Origin of the sequence: Hymenobacter coccineus (assembly GCF_001816125.1) — a bacterium.
GTDB lineage: Bacteria > Bacteroidota > Bacteroidia > Cytophagales > Hymenobacteraceae > Hymenobacter > Hymenobacter coccineus.
The window spans coordinates 1-15,495 of sequence record NZ_MDZA01000407.1 but is presented as its reverse complement, the minus strand read 5'-3'; the positions used below and the strand labels follow the sequence as shown (position 1 = coordinate 15,495).

Below are 15,495 nucleotides of genomic sequence, written 5' to 3'. Positions count from 1 at the left end.
GCTTCGGCGCTGCGCAGCGGGCGCTAAAGGGTGGGCCAGTGGTGGGCCACAGCGCAGCGCGCGAAGCCTGGCTGGCTTATAGCTTAGTGCTTATTAATCAACATCTTCTTTGTTATCATGAATAAAAATGTCTTATTCTGGTCGGTGGTGGTAGCACTGGGTGGCCTGCTGTTCGGCTTCGACACGGCCGTGATTTCGGGGGCCGAAAAGGCCATTCAGCAAATCTGGCACCTCAGTTCCTGGGAGCACGGCCTGACGATGTCCATCGCATTGATTGGCACGGTGTTAGGTGCCATTTTTGGTAGTATCCCCTCCGATGCGCTGGGCCGGCGCACCACCCTCACCTGGATTGCGGTGCTCTACCTGGTGTCGGCGGTGGGGGCGGCCCTGTCACCGGCGTGGGTGCCGTTCATGGTGTTCCGCTTCCTGGGTGGATTGGGAGTAGGGGCCTCGTCCGTCACGGCCCCGCTCTACATCTCGGAGGTGTCGCCGCCCGCCTCGCGGGGGCGCATGGTGGGCATGTTTCAATTCAACGTAGTGTTCGGCATCCTGCTGGCTTACCTGTCCAACTTCCTGCTCAAAGGCATTGGCCCCGACGCCTGGCGCTGGATGCTGGGGGTGCAGGCCGTGCCGGCCATCGCGTTTTTCCTATTGCTGTTCCGCATTCCCGAAAGTCCGCGCTGGCTGTTACGCCACGGCCGCACGGCCGAGGCCCGTGCCATTTTTGAGCGCATCGACCCGGCCACCGCCGAGGCCAACGTGGCCACTATCCTAATAGCTAACGCGGCCGAGCAGGGCCCCGGCGAGTCGCTTTGGGCCCCGCAGTACCGGCGGCCGGTACTGCTGGCGGTGCTTTTTGCGGCGTTCAACCAGCTGGCAGGCATCAACGCCATTATCTACTACGCCCCGCGCATTTTTGAGCTCACGGGCCTGGGCCAGGGCGCGGCGCTGCTATCGTCGGCTGGCATTGGGCTGGTCAATTTTTGCTTTACCCTGCTGGCAGTCAATATCATCGACAAGTTTGGTCGGCGTAAGCTAATGCTGGTGGGCTCGGTGGGGCTCATCGCCACGCTGGGGCTGGTGTCCTGGGCCTTTTATAGCCAGCAGCGGGGCATGCTCGTGCCTGTGCTACTGTTTATGTACATCGCATTTTTTGCGTTTTCGCAGGGGGCGGTCATCTGGGTATTCATCTCCGAGATTTTTCCGAGTGCCGTGCGGGCCAAGGGCCAGGCGCTGGGTAGCTCGACCCACTGGGTGCTGGCGGCCGCCATCACGTTCGTATTTCCGGTACTAACCGAAAAGCTGGGGGGCGGCAATACGTTTGCCTTCTTTTGCGCCATGATGGTGCTCCAGCTGCTGTACGTGTGGAAACTAATGCCCGAAACGAAGGGCAAAAGCCTGGAAGACGCCGATAAGGTGCTCGTGCTGCACTAGCAGGCGGCCCCGTTTTTTTGAACTTGCGTACCATCGTCTAATTACCTAATTCACTATGAATAAGTCTGTTATTTGCTTTGGCGAAGTATTGTGGGACATTCTGCCGACCGGCCAGCAGCCGGGCGGTGCCCCCTTCAACGTGGCCGTGCACCTGCACCAGCTGGGGCAGCCCGTGCAGCTCATCAGCCGCGTGGGCGACGATGAGCTAGGCCGCGAGCTGCTGGCTTTTATCGAGTCGAAAGGTCTAAGCACGGCCCACGTGCAGCGGGGCCATACCCACCTTACGGGCATCGTAAAAGCCAACGTGGACGATGCCAACGAGGTGGTGTACAAAATAGTGCAGCCCGTGGCCTGGGACTACATCCAGTACGAGCCCGACCTGGCCGAGCTTGTAGCCCAGGCCGATGTGCTGGTATACGGCAGCCTGGTAGCCCGCCAGACGGGCAGCCGCGAAACCCTCTACCGCTTGCTCGAAAACGCCCGCTTTCGGGTGTTCGACGTGAACCTGCGCCCACCGCACTACACTAAGGAAATAACCAAGTACCTGCTGAGCAAGGCGCACCTGGTGAAGATGAACCATCACGAGCTGGTCGAGCTGATGGAATGGTTAGGCTACGGCCCAGTGGCGGACCGGGAAGACCGCTCTGGCGCCATGCGCTGGCTGGCCGAGCGCTACCAGTTGCAGGCCGTGTGCGTTACCTGCGGGGCCGACGGGGCGATGCTCTACACCGGCGGCCAGCTTTACCGGGCCCCCGGCCTGTCGGTTGAGGTGAGCGACACCATCGGCAGCGGCGATGCCTTTTTGGCGGCGCTGCTCACGGGCTGGCTGGCGGGCAATGAGCCGGCGGCCATGCTGCGCTTCGCCTGCGCGGCCGGGGCGCTGGTAGCTACGCACCAGGGCGCCACCCCAGTGCTTACGGCTGCTGATGTAACCCAGCTGCTCAAGCTGCAAACTGCTTAGCCACTGTGTCTTCCCTTTCCCACCCTTTGTTAGTGTCTATGAAAAAGCTACTCGCGCTGCTTGGCTGCTCGCTGCTCACCACGGCAGTGCTTGCCCAAACGGCCCCAACGGCCCCGCCCCCCGCCACGCCCCAGTACCGCCCGGCCTACCACTTCACCCCGGCCGCGCACTGGATGAACGACCCTAACGGCATGGTGTATTATCAAGGCACCTACCACCTGTTTTTTCAGTATTATCCGGATGGTATGACCTGGGGGCCTATGCACTGGGGCCACGCCACCAGCCCCGATATGGTGAGCTGGCAAGAGCAGCCCATTGCGCTGGCTCCGGATAGCCTGGGCTATATCTTCTCGGGCTCAGCCGTGGTTGATAAGAACAACACGGCCGGCTTCGGCAAAGAGGCGCTGGTAGCTATCTTCACCCACCACGACCCCAAAGGCGAAAAGGCCGGTACCAGCACTTTCCAGAACCAGAGCCTGGCCTACAGCCTCGACGCGGGCAAAACCTGGAAGAAATACGGGGGCAACCCGGTGTTGAAAAACCCGGGCATCAAGGACTTCCGCGACCCGAAAGTGAGCTGGAATGAGGAAATCAAGACGTGGGTGATGACGCTGGCAACGCTCGACCGCATTACCTTCTACTCGTCGCCGAACCTCAAGGACTGGACCAAGGAAAGCGAGTTTGGGCAGAAGCTGGGCGCGCACGGCGGCGTGTGGGAGTGCCCCGACTTATTTCCGCTCACGCTCAGCGGCAAGACGTACTGGGTGCTCTTGGTCAACCTGAACCCTGGCGGGCCCAACGGCGGCTCAGCCACGCAATACTTTGTGGGCCAGTTTGATGGCCACAGGTTTACCCCGCTCAACGACCAGACGAAGTGGGCCGATTACGGCCCCGACGAGTACGCCGGCGTAACCTGGGCCAACACCGGCAACCGCCGGCTGTTTTTGGGTTGGATGAGCAACTGGGACTACGCCAACCAAGTGCCCACCTCGCCCTGGCGCAGCGCCATGACTATCCCGCGCGAGCTGGGCCTGCGCCAGGAAGGCCGCGAAATCTACCTCACCTCGCAGCCCGCCCCCGAACTGAACCGCCTGGGCAGTCAGGCTACTACCCTGCGAAACGTGGCTGTGAAAGGCTCCCTCGACCTCACGGCCCGCCTCAAAAGCACCACCGCTACGCATAAGCTCACCCTGAAAACTGCGCAGCTGGGCAGCTTCGAGCTGGTACTGGCCAACGCGGCTGGCGAGGAGCTGGTGCTGGGCTACGACAAGCCCGCCAACCAGTACTTCATTGACCGCAGTAAGGCCGGGCAGGTCAGTTTCAGCCCCAAGTTTGCGGGCCGCGCCACGGCCCCGCGCCTGAGCACGGCGGCCGGCACCGAGCTGACGCTGTATTTCGATGCCGCTTCGGTCGAGCTGTTTGCCGACAACGGCCTGACGGCAATGACCGATATCTTCTTTGCCAACAAGCCGCTGACCTCCATTAAGTTGCGCTCAGCGCCGGGCACTACGTTTCAGGAAATCAGCAATACCCCCCTACTGTCGAAGCCTGCCAGCAAAGCGCCGGTAGTTGGGCAACGGTAACTCATTCCCACCCAACTTTTTATGAAGACTGTTTTCAATTCCGCGCTGGGCGCGGCGGGCATCGCCTTGCTCTTTTTGAGCGCTTGTAAGAAGGACAACGGCGCCACGCTGGAGGTAGCCGACGCGACCAAGCCCCTCACGGCCTTCACCTGCGCCGCGCCGGCTGAGGGTACCAACTATTCTATTTACCCGCTCGGCAACGGCGGCGCGGGCGTGGGCGACGTGATGCCGTACTACGATGCGGCTTCCAACACCTCGTACATCTACTACCTGCGCGACATTTGGAATGATGCCACCCGGCAGCACCACCCGGTCAATGCATTCACCACCAATGACTTCGTTAACTACACGCAAACTGCGGCCGGCGAAGTATTGAGCAGCAATTCGGCGACCTGCGCCCAGGATTTTGCCATTGGCACGGGCAGCGTGGTGCAGCGCAACGGTACCTATTACTTTTTTTACACCGGCGACAACCCCAATGCCGCGGGCTGCACCAACCAGAAACAAGGCATATTGCTGGCTACGGCCACGGGCCCCGGCCAGAAGTTTACCAAGCAGGCCAGCTTCGCCACCATCTACGCGCCCTCGAACCAGGGGTACGATTTCAACGATAACTTCCGCGACCCCTATGTGTACTTCGACGCGCCCAGCAACCAGTACCTGATGCTGGTGGCGGCCCGGAAAGATGTGGGCGGCGGCAATTTTAAGGGGATAATAGCCAAGTACACTTCGGCTGACTTACTCAGCTGGAACTACCAAGGCGTACTCTACGATGGGGGGGCGGATAATTTCTTCAACATGGAGTGCCCCAGCGTTTTCAAGCTCGGTAGTCTGTATTATCTCCTGTTTTCGGACCAGGGCAGCCAACAGGTTTTCTATCGCAAGAGCAGCTCGCTCAACGGCCCCTGGAGCGCCCCCAGCGGCACCGCGCGCCTTGATGGCAACGGCTTCTACGCGGCCAAGTTTATCACCGACAAGTTTAATGATAACTACTTGATGGCCTGGGTAAATCGGCAGGACGGCAACTCCGACACCGGCAACCGTATGTTTGGCGGCAACCTGGTGGTGCATAAGCTCTACCAGCAAGCCAATGGCGACCTGGCCGTGACCATTCCGCACACGCTCCAGGCCAACCTGGAAGCCAAGGCGGTTCCCTTGGTGAAGAACGCCCAGGCCGGCGACGTCACCAGCGGAGCCAACAATACCTACACGCTGGCCTCAACGCCCACCTTCCTCAATAGCGTGGTTTTTGACCCCATCCAGGCTACACATTTCAAGGTGAGCACCACTGTTAACTACGCCAGCGCCGATAAGGATTTTGGCTTTATGCTGGGGGCCTGCGACAATTACAACGGCTTTTACAGCCTGCGCTTCATCCCGTCGCAGAACCGCTTCAGCCTCGACAAGACTGACCGCCGCAATGTTACCGTCAGTTCAACCACGGTCGATGTACCCTTCAAAATGAGCCCCAATACGGATTATACGGTGACTATTGTGGAGGAAAATTCGGTCGTCGTGGTGTACCTCAACAACACCGCGGCCCTTACGTGCCGCGTGTACCGCGCGCCGCAAAGCTCCTGGGGCCTCTTCGCCGATAACGCTACGGCGACTTTCAAAAACTTGACGGTTACTACATCCAACTAGCCAACCAAAGCGGGCTTAGTCTGACTTTTTGTAGCTGCCTGGCCAATTGGCTAGGCAGCTACTGCTTTTTGGGGGCAGTTGCAGCAGCGCCAACTGCCAGTAGCAGGCAAGAGGCGCTGCACGGCGGTGGCTTCCCGGTGCAACTCGGCAAAGGCCAGCTTGCTGGTGCAGTCGATGGCCACGAAGAGGTACTGCCTGCCGCCTTCGGTGCGCAATGGCTTCCGGCAGGGCGTAGGGGCAATTTCGAACTGGCCTGGATGGGGCGGCGAATGGCCGGGGTGGTGCGGGCGCTGCCAGGAAGTACTTGTTCCACGAACTTGCACAAGAGTCAGAACCCCCATTTATGACATGACCCCCCGGGACCATACACCTGCTCCGTAATTAGTGGCCCGACTGACCCTAATGGCCCACCCAGCTTTCCGCTGCCAGGGCCCCAATCCGCCTCATCAGTGGGGCCCCTGGGCAGCCGTTGCCAGGGGCCCCGAACAAAAAAAAGCTCCTCATTGCGAGGAGCTTTTTTTATCGGTGTGAGCTACTTACTTTTCAGGTAGGGCGGGGCCCCGTGCCGGAAACAAGGGAGCTTAGAAACCCAGGCCCACGGCCATGGCTTGTAACGGTCGGGGCAGGTCGGCGCCCTTGGCGGCGGCGCCCGTGGTCAGGTTGATGGTGTACATGCTGGCGGTGGTGCCCACGGTCAGCACGGCAAACCCGGTGCCGCTGGTGCCGCCAATGTCAAAGCCATTGACGCCGGTGGTGTTCACGCCCAGGGGCCCAAGCGCCACCAGGGTGCCCGCATTTGGCGGGTCTTGCCGGTAGAGCTGGTCTGCGTTAGAGTCAATGGCGTACAGCACGGTGGAGGTGGCGCCCGCGAAGCTGTTGGTGTAAGCGGCGGCCGTCACGCTGGGCGTGCCGGGGTTCAGGGTGCCGTCCACGATGGCTACTCCATCGGCCGGGTTCACGCGCAGGTTCACGCCGGTATCACTCACGATGCGGATGCGGTCCACGGTGGGATTGAAGTCGAAGCCGAAGCTGGTGCCGGTCAGCGGCAGGGTGCCCGTGCCCACGGCGGCGGCGGCCCCAGACGACAAGTTAATAGTGTAGAGGCGGTTGGTGCTGCCCAGGCCGTAGAGCTGCCCGTTGAGGGGCCGCATATCCAGGCCCACGATGCGCTCCCCGTTTTGCAAGCCGGTCAGGGGCTTGGCCACCTGCGTTTGGGGGGCGGTGGGGTTGAAGGCCACGAAGTTGTTGTCGGCATCGACGCCGTAGGCCACGGCCTGCGTCGGAATGGCTACCCCGATGATGTTCGTGCCGGTCGGGAAGTTGTCGTAGCGCGTGGCGCTGCCCGTAGCCAGGTCAATTTTGTACAGCCCGGCGCGGTTGTCCACGGTCAGGGCGGCGAAGGCGTTGTTGTCCACGGCCGAAACATCGAAGCCGGCCACGCCCGTCGCGTTCACGCCCAAATCGCCGATGGCTACTAGGGTGCCGTCGTTGGGCGGGTCTTGGCGGTAGAGCTTATCGGTGGTCGGGTCGATGTCGAAGAGCGTCGTGGTGCTGGCGCCCGACACCGAATTGGTGTAGGCCACGGCCGAAACGGTAGCCCCCGTCACGCCGTTGATGCTGCCATCGGTGGCCGCCACGCCGCCGGTTTCCGGGTTCAGGCGCAGGTTTTGGCCTGTGTTGGTCACCAGGCGCAGGCGGTCCACGGTGGGGTTGAAGTCGATGGTGGCCGAGGTGCCATTAATGGCTGGCGAGAAGGCCCCCGCACCTATCGCGCGGGCTACGCCGGTGGTGGGGTTGATGACGTACAGGCGGCTGGTGCTGCCCAGGCCGTAGAGCTGGCCAGTGGCCGGCCGGTAGTCCACGCTCAGGATGCGCTCGTTGGCCTGCAGCCCGGTAATGGTAACGGCCGCCGGGGCCGTGGCCACGTTGTTGGCATTGAATTGCAACAGCTGGTTGTTGTCGGAAAGGGCCTGGAAGGCCAAATCGATTTTGTTGACGGCAACCGTGTCAACATCGTCCTGGCAAGCGGTAAACAAGCCAGCCATGCCCATTAGCAATGAAAGCGAACCAACGCTACGGAAAGAAGAATATCTCATGCAAGATGAATGTTTGGTGAATAAACTTCCTCTACGACACCCTTTACTGTTCAGATTGGATGACCCCTATTTTGCTTGTAAAGAGCTGAAATACAAGGATTAAAATTAGATTAAAACTTGATTTTCCCTGATTGCCCATGCAGTGGCTGGGGCCCCCGTAGCCAAGCGCTCCTGTCCAAGTGGGGGCCCTGGATGGCCGGGGTTTCCTTGGCCCGACGGTTTGCTGCTGCGCTTCCCTTGGTTGCGGGCCGCCGGGGCCCCAGCCTTGCCGGAAGCCCCGCACCAGCCTGGCCAAGAGAATTCGTCGCCCTGCGCAAAGGGGCCCCCACCGGCCGCGCCACCGCCACTGAAAACGTGCAGGGCCCCCAGGGCCCACAACGCCACGCCCCCCAAAATGCCGGCGCTTCGGCCGGGCATTTTGGGGGCGGTGGTTGAGGGAGCGCCGGGAGCGGGGTGGGGCAGTAGGGGCCCCCGCCCCGGGCACAGCAGGGGCCCTAGTAGCCCGGGTTTTGCTTGAGCTGCGGCGAGGTGTTCAGCGCGTTCAGCGGAATGGGGAAAATCTTGGTGTGGTCGTCGGTATCGGCCTTTTTATCCCACCAAACGCCGCTGTTGTAGCGGCCGAAGCGGATGAGGTCAATGCGCCGGCGGCCTTCGCCGATGAATTCGCGCCCCCACTCATCCAAGAGCTCCTGTTCGGTCAGAGTTGCTCCACCAGTGGCGTAGAGGCTCGGCGAGCCCGTTGGGTAGTTCCGGCGGCGCACCGTGTTCAGTAGCTGCGCGGCGGTTGCCCGGTCGCCCGCCCGGAACTTGCACTCGGCCAGCATGTAGACCACTTCGGCCAGGCGCACCTCCGCGTAGTCCGCCTCAATCTTGTTCGGGTCGGAAGAAGGGTAGAACGGGTATTTTACCAGTGGAATACCCGAGTTCGAGTCGGCGTTGTTCATGTCCGACGTTTTGTTGGCCAGCACCTGGCCCGGTTTGGTGTACTTGAACAGACCCACTTGGTCGCGCAGGTACAGGTTGTAGCCACGGGTGCTTTTGATGGTGTCGCGGCCGTTGAGGTTTATCAGGTAGCCTTGCAAAAACATGCCTTCGCGGGTGCTGTTGCCCAGGTTTTTGTACGTTTTCAGGCGCACATCATCGGCGTACTTCTGAAACTTAATAAACGGCTTGCCGTCCGTAAAGCTGTACACGTTGTTGTCAACGTCGCGGCCCGGTTGTAGGGCATAGCGCGAATTGCCGCCGCCGAAATCCGTGAACCCTAAGTAGTTGACGGGCACGTTGGGCGGCAGCATCCAGAAGTACATGCCGCCTTCGTATTGCCAGTGCGAGCGGCCAAACGAGCCAGGAAAGGCGAAAATGGTTTCCGACGATTGGTCGTTGTTCCAGTCGAAGGGCGCGTCCCAACGGCTCTCGACGGCGTAGGGGCCATACTTGCCGCTGACGATGTCCTGGCACAGCGCGGCGCAGTCGGGGTAGTGGTCTTGCCCGACGTAAACGTTGGCGTTTAGGTAGAGGCGGGCCAGCAGCGTGGCCGCGCCCGCCTTGGTCCAGCGCCCCTGGAACTGTTCCGTACCCGGGTCGCCCTTGGCCAGCAGCAGCGGCAGGGACTCTTTCAGCTCCTTCTCGATGAAGGCAAACGTTTCCTGGGGCGTCGACTGGTCAGGGCCCTTCACTTCCCCCTTTACCTTGGTAATAATCTGAACGTTGCGGAACAGGTCGAGCAAGCGCACGTAGTACCAGGCCCGCATGACGCGTAACTCGGCAATTAGCTGGTTTTGCTCGGCCACCGTCATGTTGAACTGGGCCGGATCAATTGCCTGGATGTCCTCCAAAGAGTTGGTATCCAAGGTAATGCCTTGGTACATCAAATTCCACGTTGCGTTGATGTAGCCCTCCTGCACCGTCCAGGTGTGGTAATGGGCCCGGGCGTACTGCCCGCCGTCGAACCAGTCGCCCTCGCGGTTGGGGGTCATGAGCTGGTCGGCGCCTAGCTCCTGGAGCTGGAAAGGGGCGTCTTGCACCGTGTTGTAGCCGTGCTCGAAGGTGCGCAGGAAGTCGCGGTACACGTCGTCCTTGGTGCGCAAAAAGTTGTCGGGCGTGATGCGGTCGTAGAGCTTTTCGTCCAGGTTGGTGCAGCTGCCCAACCCAACCAGCACCAGGGCCAGCGAGAGGCGGGCGGATGTTTTAAAATAAGTCATGGCTACGGAGGAATATAATAGGATTACAGGCCCAACTGAAGGCCGAACATGACCTGCGTGGTAGAAGGGTAGTACTGGCGGTTGCCGTTGATGCCCGGGTACAGCCCATTGATGGGTAGGGTATCGGGATCGCCGCCGGTGTAGCTCGTCACCGTCAGCACATTTTTGGCCGCCGCGTACAGCCGTAGCGAGCGGGCGTACTTCGAGGCAAATTTGACGGTGTAGCCCAGGCTCACGTTGTCGAGCTTCACGAAGTTGCCCTTTTCCAGGAAGTAATCCGAGAGCACGTTGGCGGTGGCAGTGTTGGTGAGCTTGGCGTATTTGCTGTCGTCGTAAGCCGAGGTCAGCACATTGGCTTCGGACTGCGTAGCGGGCGTGCCCAGGTAAAAGGCCCGGGTGTTGAATACGTCGAATCCGAGCACGCTGCGAATGAAAACGGCGGCGTCAAAGTTCTTGTAAGTAAACGTGTTGCCTAGGCTGAGCGTGTACTTGGGCAGGCCGTTGCCCACCACTTGCCGGTCGGCCAGGGTAGCCTGGTTGCCTACGACGGTGGTACCATCCTTGGCGTACACCAGCAAACGGCCCTGGTCGTCGACGCCGGCCGACTTCAGCATGTAGAACGTGCCGATGCGCTGCCCTTCCTGGATGCGCTGCGCGTTGCCGGGCGAGCCCGGTGAAGGCAGGCCCACCACGTCGATGAACGTCTGGCCCTGGTAGGTATCGTTGGAAAAGGAAACGAAGTTGTTGCCGTTGGTAGCCCCGGCAAAGGAAATGGCGTACTGAAAGTTGGGCTTGCTGATAATGGGCGCATTTAACTGCACTTCCACGCCCGAGTTGTCCAGGGTGCCAACGTTAGCAAAGGTGCTGCCCTGCGTATTGGGCGGAATGGGCACGGCGTAGTTGCCGAGCAGGTCTTTGTTGCGGCGCGAGTAGTAGTTGATGCTACCGGTAAGCTTGCTGTTGAACAAGGCAAAATCCAACCCGATGTTCAAGCTCTGGGCTTCCTCCCAGCGCAGGTCCTGGTTGAGGTTTTGGGTGGGCCCGTACACTTGATAATACGAGCCGTTGAGCAGGTAGTAGCCGAAGCCACCGTAGAGATTCTGGGACAGGTAATTGCCGAAATCCTGGTTGCCGGTCACGCCGTAGTCGGCCCGCAGCTTCAGGTCATTGATCCACTGCTGGTTGGCCATGAAGGCTTCCTGGCTGATGCGCCAGCCCACGGACACGGCCGGAAAATTGCCCCATTTGTTGTCGGTGCCAAACTTCGACGAGCCTTCGCGCCGCAAGCTGGCCGAGAGCAGGTAGCGGTCCTTGAAGGAGTAGTTGACGCGCCCAAAAAAGGCAATCAGCCGGGAATCGTTTTTGTAGCTGCTGCCGTCGGTGCGCCCGGCCACCTGCCCGTAGAGCCCGGTGCCGATGTTGTTGTAGGTGAAGGCGTCGGACGGAAAATTGCGGTTGTAGATGGCGTTGCCCTCCGATACAAAATACTGGTACGAGTACCCCCCCAGTACCTGCAAGGAGTGGTCGTTCTTGTTGAGCGCGTAGTTGCCAATCCACTCCAGGCTGCGCTGGTCGCTGCGGTTGTAGTTGCGGCTGGCCGAGTTCATGCCCCCTTCGTTTTGCAGGGCAAACGTGGAGGTGGAAGGACGGAAAGCAAAGTCGAAGTAGTCGCTGGTAAACTGCCCGTACGTCACCTGCGTGGTGAGCGAGGGCAGGATGTTCACCTTGAAATTGGCGTCAAAGTTCAGGATTTTGCCCTCCGTGCCGTTCAGCTCCGTTTGCAGGCGCTCGGCGGGGTTGAACGGACCATCGAAGCCGGTTCGGATGTTGTAATAGAGGGTCGGGTTGCTGGGGTCCCGCACCGGGATGGTGGGGTTCAGGGTGAGGGCCTGCTCGAAGCTGGCGTAGTCGGCGTTGCGGGCGTTGATGTAGCGGGGCGCAAAGTTGAGGCCGATGGAGTAGAGCTTGCTGGGCGCCGTGTGGTTCAGCGAAATGCGGGCCCCGTATTCCTGCCGGCCCGAGCGCAAGTCGATGCCGTTGGCGTTACGGTAGTCGAACGTAGCGCGGTAATTACTGTTCTCCGAACCGCCCGACGCGGTGAGGGTGTGCTTCTGCGCAAAAGCGTAACTGCGGGAAATTTCCTTGAGCCAGTTCGTTTGCACGCCGAAATCCGTGCCACGCTTCTGAGCCAAAAAATCCTCGGCGGACAGCACTTTGGGTTGCAGCGTCGCGTAGTCAAGCGTCGCGTAGGTGCTGTAATCGAGTTGGGTTTCCTTCGTGCCTTTCTTCGTGGTCACCACAATCACGCCGTTGCTGCCGCGCGTGCCGTAAATGGCGGAGGCCGCGCCGCCTTTCAGCACATCGATGGATGCGATGTCGTTCTGGTTGATGTTTTCCAGGTTGCCCCCCGGCACGCCATTGATGACGATCAGGGGCCCCAGCCCGGCACTGCGCGACGACACACCCCGCAGCTGAATGCTGGGCTGCGAGTTTGGGTCGGCCGCCGAGCCGTTCGCGATGGTAAGGCCCGCCACCTTGCCTTGCAGCGCCGTCAGCGGGTTGATGGCGCCAACCGTCAGCAACTCCCGGCTGTCGATGTGGGTGATGGCGCTGGTTACCTCTTTCTTGTCGAGGCTGCCATAGCCGACAACAATGACATTGTCGAGCGATTGGCTATTCTCCTGCATGGAAATGGCAAGCGCAGTGGTTGCCTCCCGCACCGTTACTTCCTGGGGGTTGAAACCAATGAAGCTGAACTGCAACACGCTGCCCTCCGGCACCGTCAGCGAGAAGTTGCCTTCGCTATCGGTAGTGGTGCCCTGCGTGGTGCCCTTCACCACCACGGTTACGCCGGGCAGGGCTTCGCCTTGGGCTTGCGTTACCCGGCCGGCTACGGGCACGTTGGCGGCCGCGCTGGGGCCCACCTGGCTGAGAATCACGCGGCCCTTGCGCACCTCAAACTGAGCCTTGCGCGGGGCCAGCAACTCGTCCAGCACCTGCGCCAAAGGCTGGTCCGTCACGCGCAGCGTCACCTGCCGGTCCGAGCCAATGAGCTGGGGGCTGTAAACGAAGTGCACCGCCAGCTGCTTGCCCAGGTCCCGCAGTACCGATTCAATGGTTTGCGCATCTGCACGGAGTGTAACGCGGCGCCCCAGCACCCCTTGTTGCACCGTTGCCGGCAAGGAAACGGCCGTGGCCGTTAGCGGCAGCACCAGGGCCGATTGAAGCGCGAGCACCCGCAGGGGGTAGCCAAAACGCCTTGAAAATGGTAGGGGAGTTTTCATACGCGGAAAACGATTGCGTGGAAAAAATGGAAGTGAATAAGAGTTGTACCGTGCTTGCTGCGGGAGTAGGTGGCGCTGCTTCGGTGCCGCAGTGGCCGCACGCGGGAAATAACAGGAGCCAGGGTGCGCGCCGCTCCCGCAGGCTATGGCCGCGGCTTATGGCGCGCAGCCGTTGCTCCTGAACCTAATGCGGGCGTTATCAATAGTGGAGTAGCTGGCCCCGAGGGCTGTGCTGAGCACGTCGAGCTTCTCGTAGAGCGACTCTTGGTAGAAAGTGACTGTGACAGTGCAGTTGGCAAGCTTGCGCTGGTCGTAGAGAATTTCGACGCCGTAGGCTTGCTCCAGCGCTTGCAATACCTTGGCAACGGGCTGCTTTTCGAACGTGAATACGCGCGGGGCCAGCACGGCGGGGTTTGCAACCAGGCTCTTGAGCAGTGGCTGCGCTGCCAAAGGCGAATAAACCGTTTGCTGATTTGGCAGCAGTACGATGCCCTGGGTGGTCGCCTGCGCCGGGGTGGCGCTCAAATCGGCCCCCTGGCGCCGCTGAACCGATACCCGGCCCTCTTGCACGGTTACTTCGTTGTCGCGGCCCGCATAGGCTTTCACCCGGAAGCTGGTGCCCAGCACCGTCGTCACCAGCTGGTCGGTATAAACCAGAAACGGCCGGGCTGGATCTTTGGCTACCTGGAAAAAGGCCTCGCCCTTCAGCCTGACCTCCCGGCGCGGGCCGGCCAGGCCGGCCCTGTACCGGAAGCTGCTGCCCGGCGAGAGCGCAATGCGGCTGTGGTCGGCGAGGGTAAAGAGCTGAACTTGCTGGCCGGCGTTGCGGTGCTGTACCCAGGTGGCGGCGGGGGCACTGGCCGCCGGCGGCCACTTGTGCGGGAGCAGCACGGCCAGGGCCCCCCCGATCAGCAGCAGCGCCGCGGCGGCCCAGCGGCGCACCACCGGCGGCCGCCAGAAGGAAGCCGGGGGCTGTACCACGCGGCTGGTAGCGGTGGGGGCAGCCGCAGCAGTCTGCGTCTGGTGTTCAATCTGGCGCCACATGGCCGCCCGCACCTGCTCCCGGTCGGCCGCGGGCAGCACCAAGCCCTCAGGGGCCCCCAGCTGGTCGCTCCACTGCTCCACCAGTTCCCGCTCGCCTGGCCGGCTGGTGCCGTCGAGGTAGCGCTGGAGCAATTCTTCAAATGCAGCTTCCGTCATAAGCAGTGGCCCGGGGCGGGCGTGTAAGAGGAAGACGCTTGCCCCGGACCCACCCCTAAAAAGCGCGTAAACTTTTTTCGAGCGACTACTTCAAACAGCGCATTCCCTGGCGCTGGACCACTTTTTAGCGAATAAAAACCAGGAGAGGCAGCAGCGCAACCAGGAATTCCCGCAAATGCGTGCGCAGGAGCTTCAGCGACTTTGTGAGGTGGTATTCAACGGCTTTGGGCGTCACGTTCAGCCGGGTAGCTATTTCCGCCACCGATTGGTGCTCCAGGCGGCTCAATTGGAATACTTCCCGCGACTTGGCGGGCAGCAGGGCCACACCCCGCCGAAAAGCCGTGGACAAGTCGCTGAAAGCCAGCGTTTCCTCGGTTTCGTACGTCGCCTCGTTTGCCAGGTTCTGGCAGTAGTCGGCGTAGAGGGTACGCACCCGGTGGGCGCGGATGTAGCCAATCACGCGGTGGTTGATGGCGGCCAACAGGTAGTGGTCCAGTTGGTCAATGGTTTGCTGCGCCCGCCTGAGCCAAAGGGCCGCAAACAATTCTTGCACCACTTCCTCGGCCGCCTCCCGCGATTTCAGCTTGCGGTAGGCCAGGGCAAATACCCGGTGCCAGTACCGCTCATATAGCTCGGCAAAGGCCCCCCGATTGTCCAGGGCCAACGCTTCCACTAGGGCCGCATCGGTCCAGGAGGTATAAAAGCGGGGAAGTGGGGCGCTCACTAAGGCAAGTAATACAGGGAGATACTCAAATAAACAGCACTGTAAATCTACTAATCTATAATGAAATAGTGATGGGGCTAATACTGGGGGGCCAGCAACCCGCCGGGTGGGATGGGGCAGCCGTACCCAAAGCAAGCGCCGGGGCTTCGGTGGGCCTGGGGCCCCCACTGCGCAGCACGGCTCCTTCGCAAAGCAGCCGTTGATAAGTAGCCGGATGGCCGTTAAATGTAAGCGGTCCCAGTTTCTGCCAAAAGAAAAAAGCCCCCGGCCTAGAGCCTGTTATGAACTTGCGGCGTGTCGGGCGAGCATGATGCAGGCGAAGACGACGAAATGGAGTTGCTGCAAGCTGACGCTGAGTCGCTCGTAGT

The 15,495-nt window shown here is 61.0% G+C and carries 10 protein-coding genes; 4 read left to right on the top strand and 6 right to left on the bottom strand.

Going from position 1 to position 15,495, the window contains the following annotated elements; all coding sequences use genetic code 11:
• The first annotated feature begins 117 nt into the window (after positions 1-117).
• The 4 genes from BEN49_RS18645 to BEN49_RS18630 are packed head-to-tail and all read left to right on the top strand — an operon-like array spanning position 118 to position 5,622.
• A complete protein-coding gene (locus tag BEN49_RS18645; RefSeq protein WP_070745953.1) occupies positions 118-1,434 on the top strand; it encodes a sugar porter family MFS transporter in 1,317 nt (438 codons plus the stop codon).
• A gap of 55 nt (positions 1,435-1,489) precedes the next feature.
• Positions 1,490-2,395, top strand: a complete 906-nt coding sequence (locus BEN49_RS18640; protein ID WP_070745952.1) for a carbohydrate kinase family protein — start codon at positions 1,490-1,492, stop codon at positions 2,393-2,395.
• A gap of 38 nt (positions 2,396-2,433) precedes the next feature.
• Positions 2,434-3,978, top strand: a complete 1,545-nt coding sequence (locus tag BEN49_RS18635) for a glycoside hydrolase family 32 protein (protein WP_070745951.1) — start codon at positions 2,434-2,436, stop codon at positions 3,976-3,978.
• A gap of 21 nt (positions 3,979-3,999) precedes the next feature.
• Positions 4,000-5,622 (top strand): glycoside hydrolase family 32 protein, encoded by a 1,623-nt coding sequence (locus BEN49_RS18630; RefSeq protein WP_070745950.1) that lies wholly within the window; start codon positions 4,000-4,002, stop codon positions 5,620-5,622.
• Between the two features lie 50 nt (positions 5,623-5,672).
• On the opposite strand, the gene BEN49_RS28330 is transcribed toward BEN49_RS18630, so the two are convergent.
• The 6 genes from BEN49_RS28330 to BEN49_RS18605 all read right to left on the bottom strand — a co-directional run bounded on the left by BEN49_RS28330 (position 5,673) and on the right by BEN49_RS18605 (position 15,127).
• Entirely contained in the window at positions 5,673-5,837 is a 165-nt protein-coding gene (locus BEN49_RS28330) for a hypothetical protein (protein ID WP_158023007.1), read from the bottom strand.
• Positions 5,838-6,203: 366 nt separating this feature from the next.
• Positions 6,204-7,667 carry a DUF4394 domain-containing protein gene (locus BEN49_RS18625; RefSeq protein WP_239692005.1) on the bottom strand — a complete coding sequence of 488 codons (1,464 nt, stop codon included), beginning with the start codon at positions 7,665-7,667 and terminating at the stop codon, positions 6,204-6,206.
• 545 nt (positions 7,668-8,212) lie between these two features.
• The gene (locus tag BEN49_RS18620; RefSeq protein WP_070745948.1) at positions 8,213-9,919 is read right to left on the bottom strand and encodes a RagB/SusD family nutrient uptake outer membrane protein; all 1,707 of its coding nucleotides are present in this window, start codon (positions 9,917-9,919) and stop codon (positions 8,213-8,215) included.
• A 23-nt stretch (positions 9,920-9,942) separates the two neighbouring features.
• Positions 9,943-13,155, bottom strand: coding sequence for a SusC/RagA family TonB-linked outer membrane protein (locus BEN49_RS18615; RefSeq protein ID WP_239692004.1), 3,213 nt, complete (start codon positions 13,153-13,155; stop codon positions 9,943-9,945).
• A 204-nt stretch (positions 13,156-13,359) separates the two neighbouring features.
• Positions 13,360-14,403, bottom strand: a complete 1,044-nt coding sequence (locus tag BEN49_RS18610; protein WP_070745947.1) for a FecR domain-containing protein — start codon at positions 14,401-14,403, stop codon at positions 13,360-13,362.
• Between the two features lie 124 nt (positions 14,404-14,527).
• A complete protein-coding gene (locus tag BEN49_RS18605; protein WP_070745946.1) occupies positions 14,528-15,127 on the bottom strand; it encodes an RNA polymerase sigma-70 factor in 600 nt (199 codons plus the stop codon).
• Positions 15,128-15,495 lie beyond the last annotated feature (368 nt).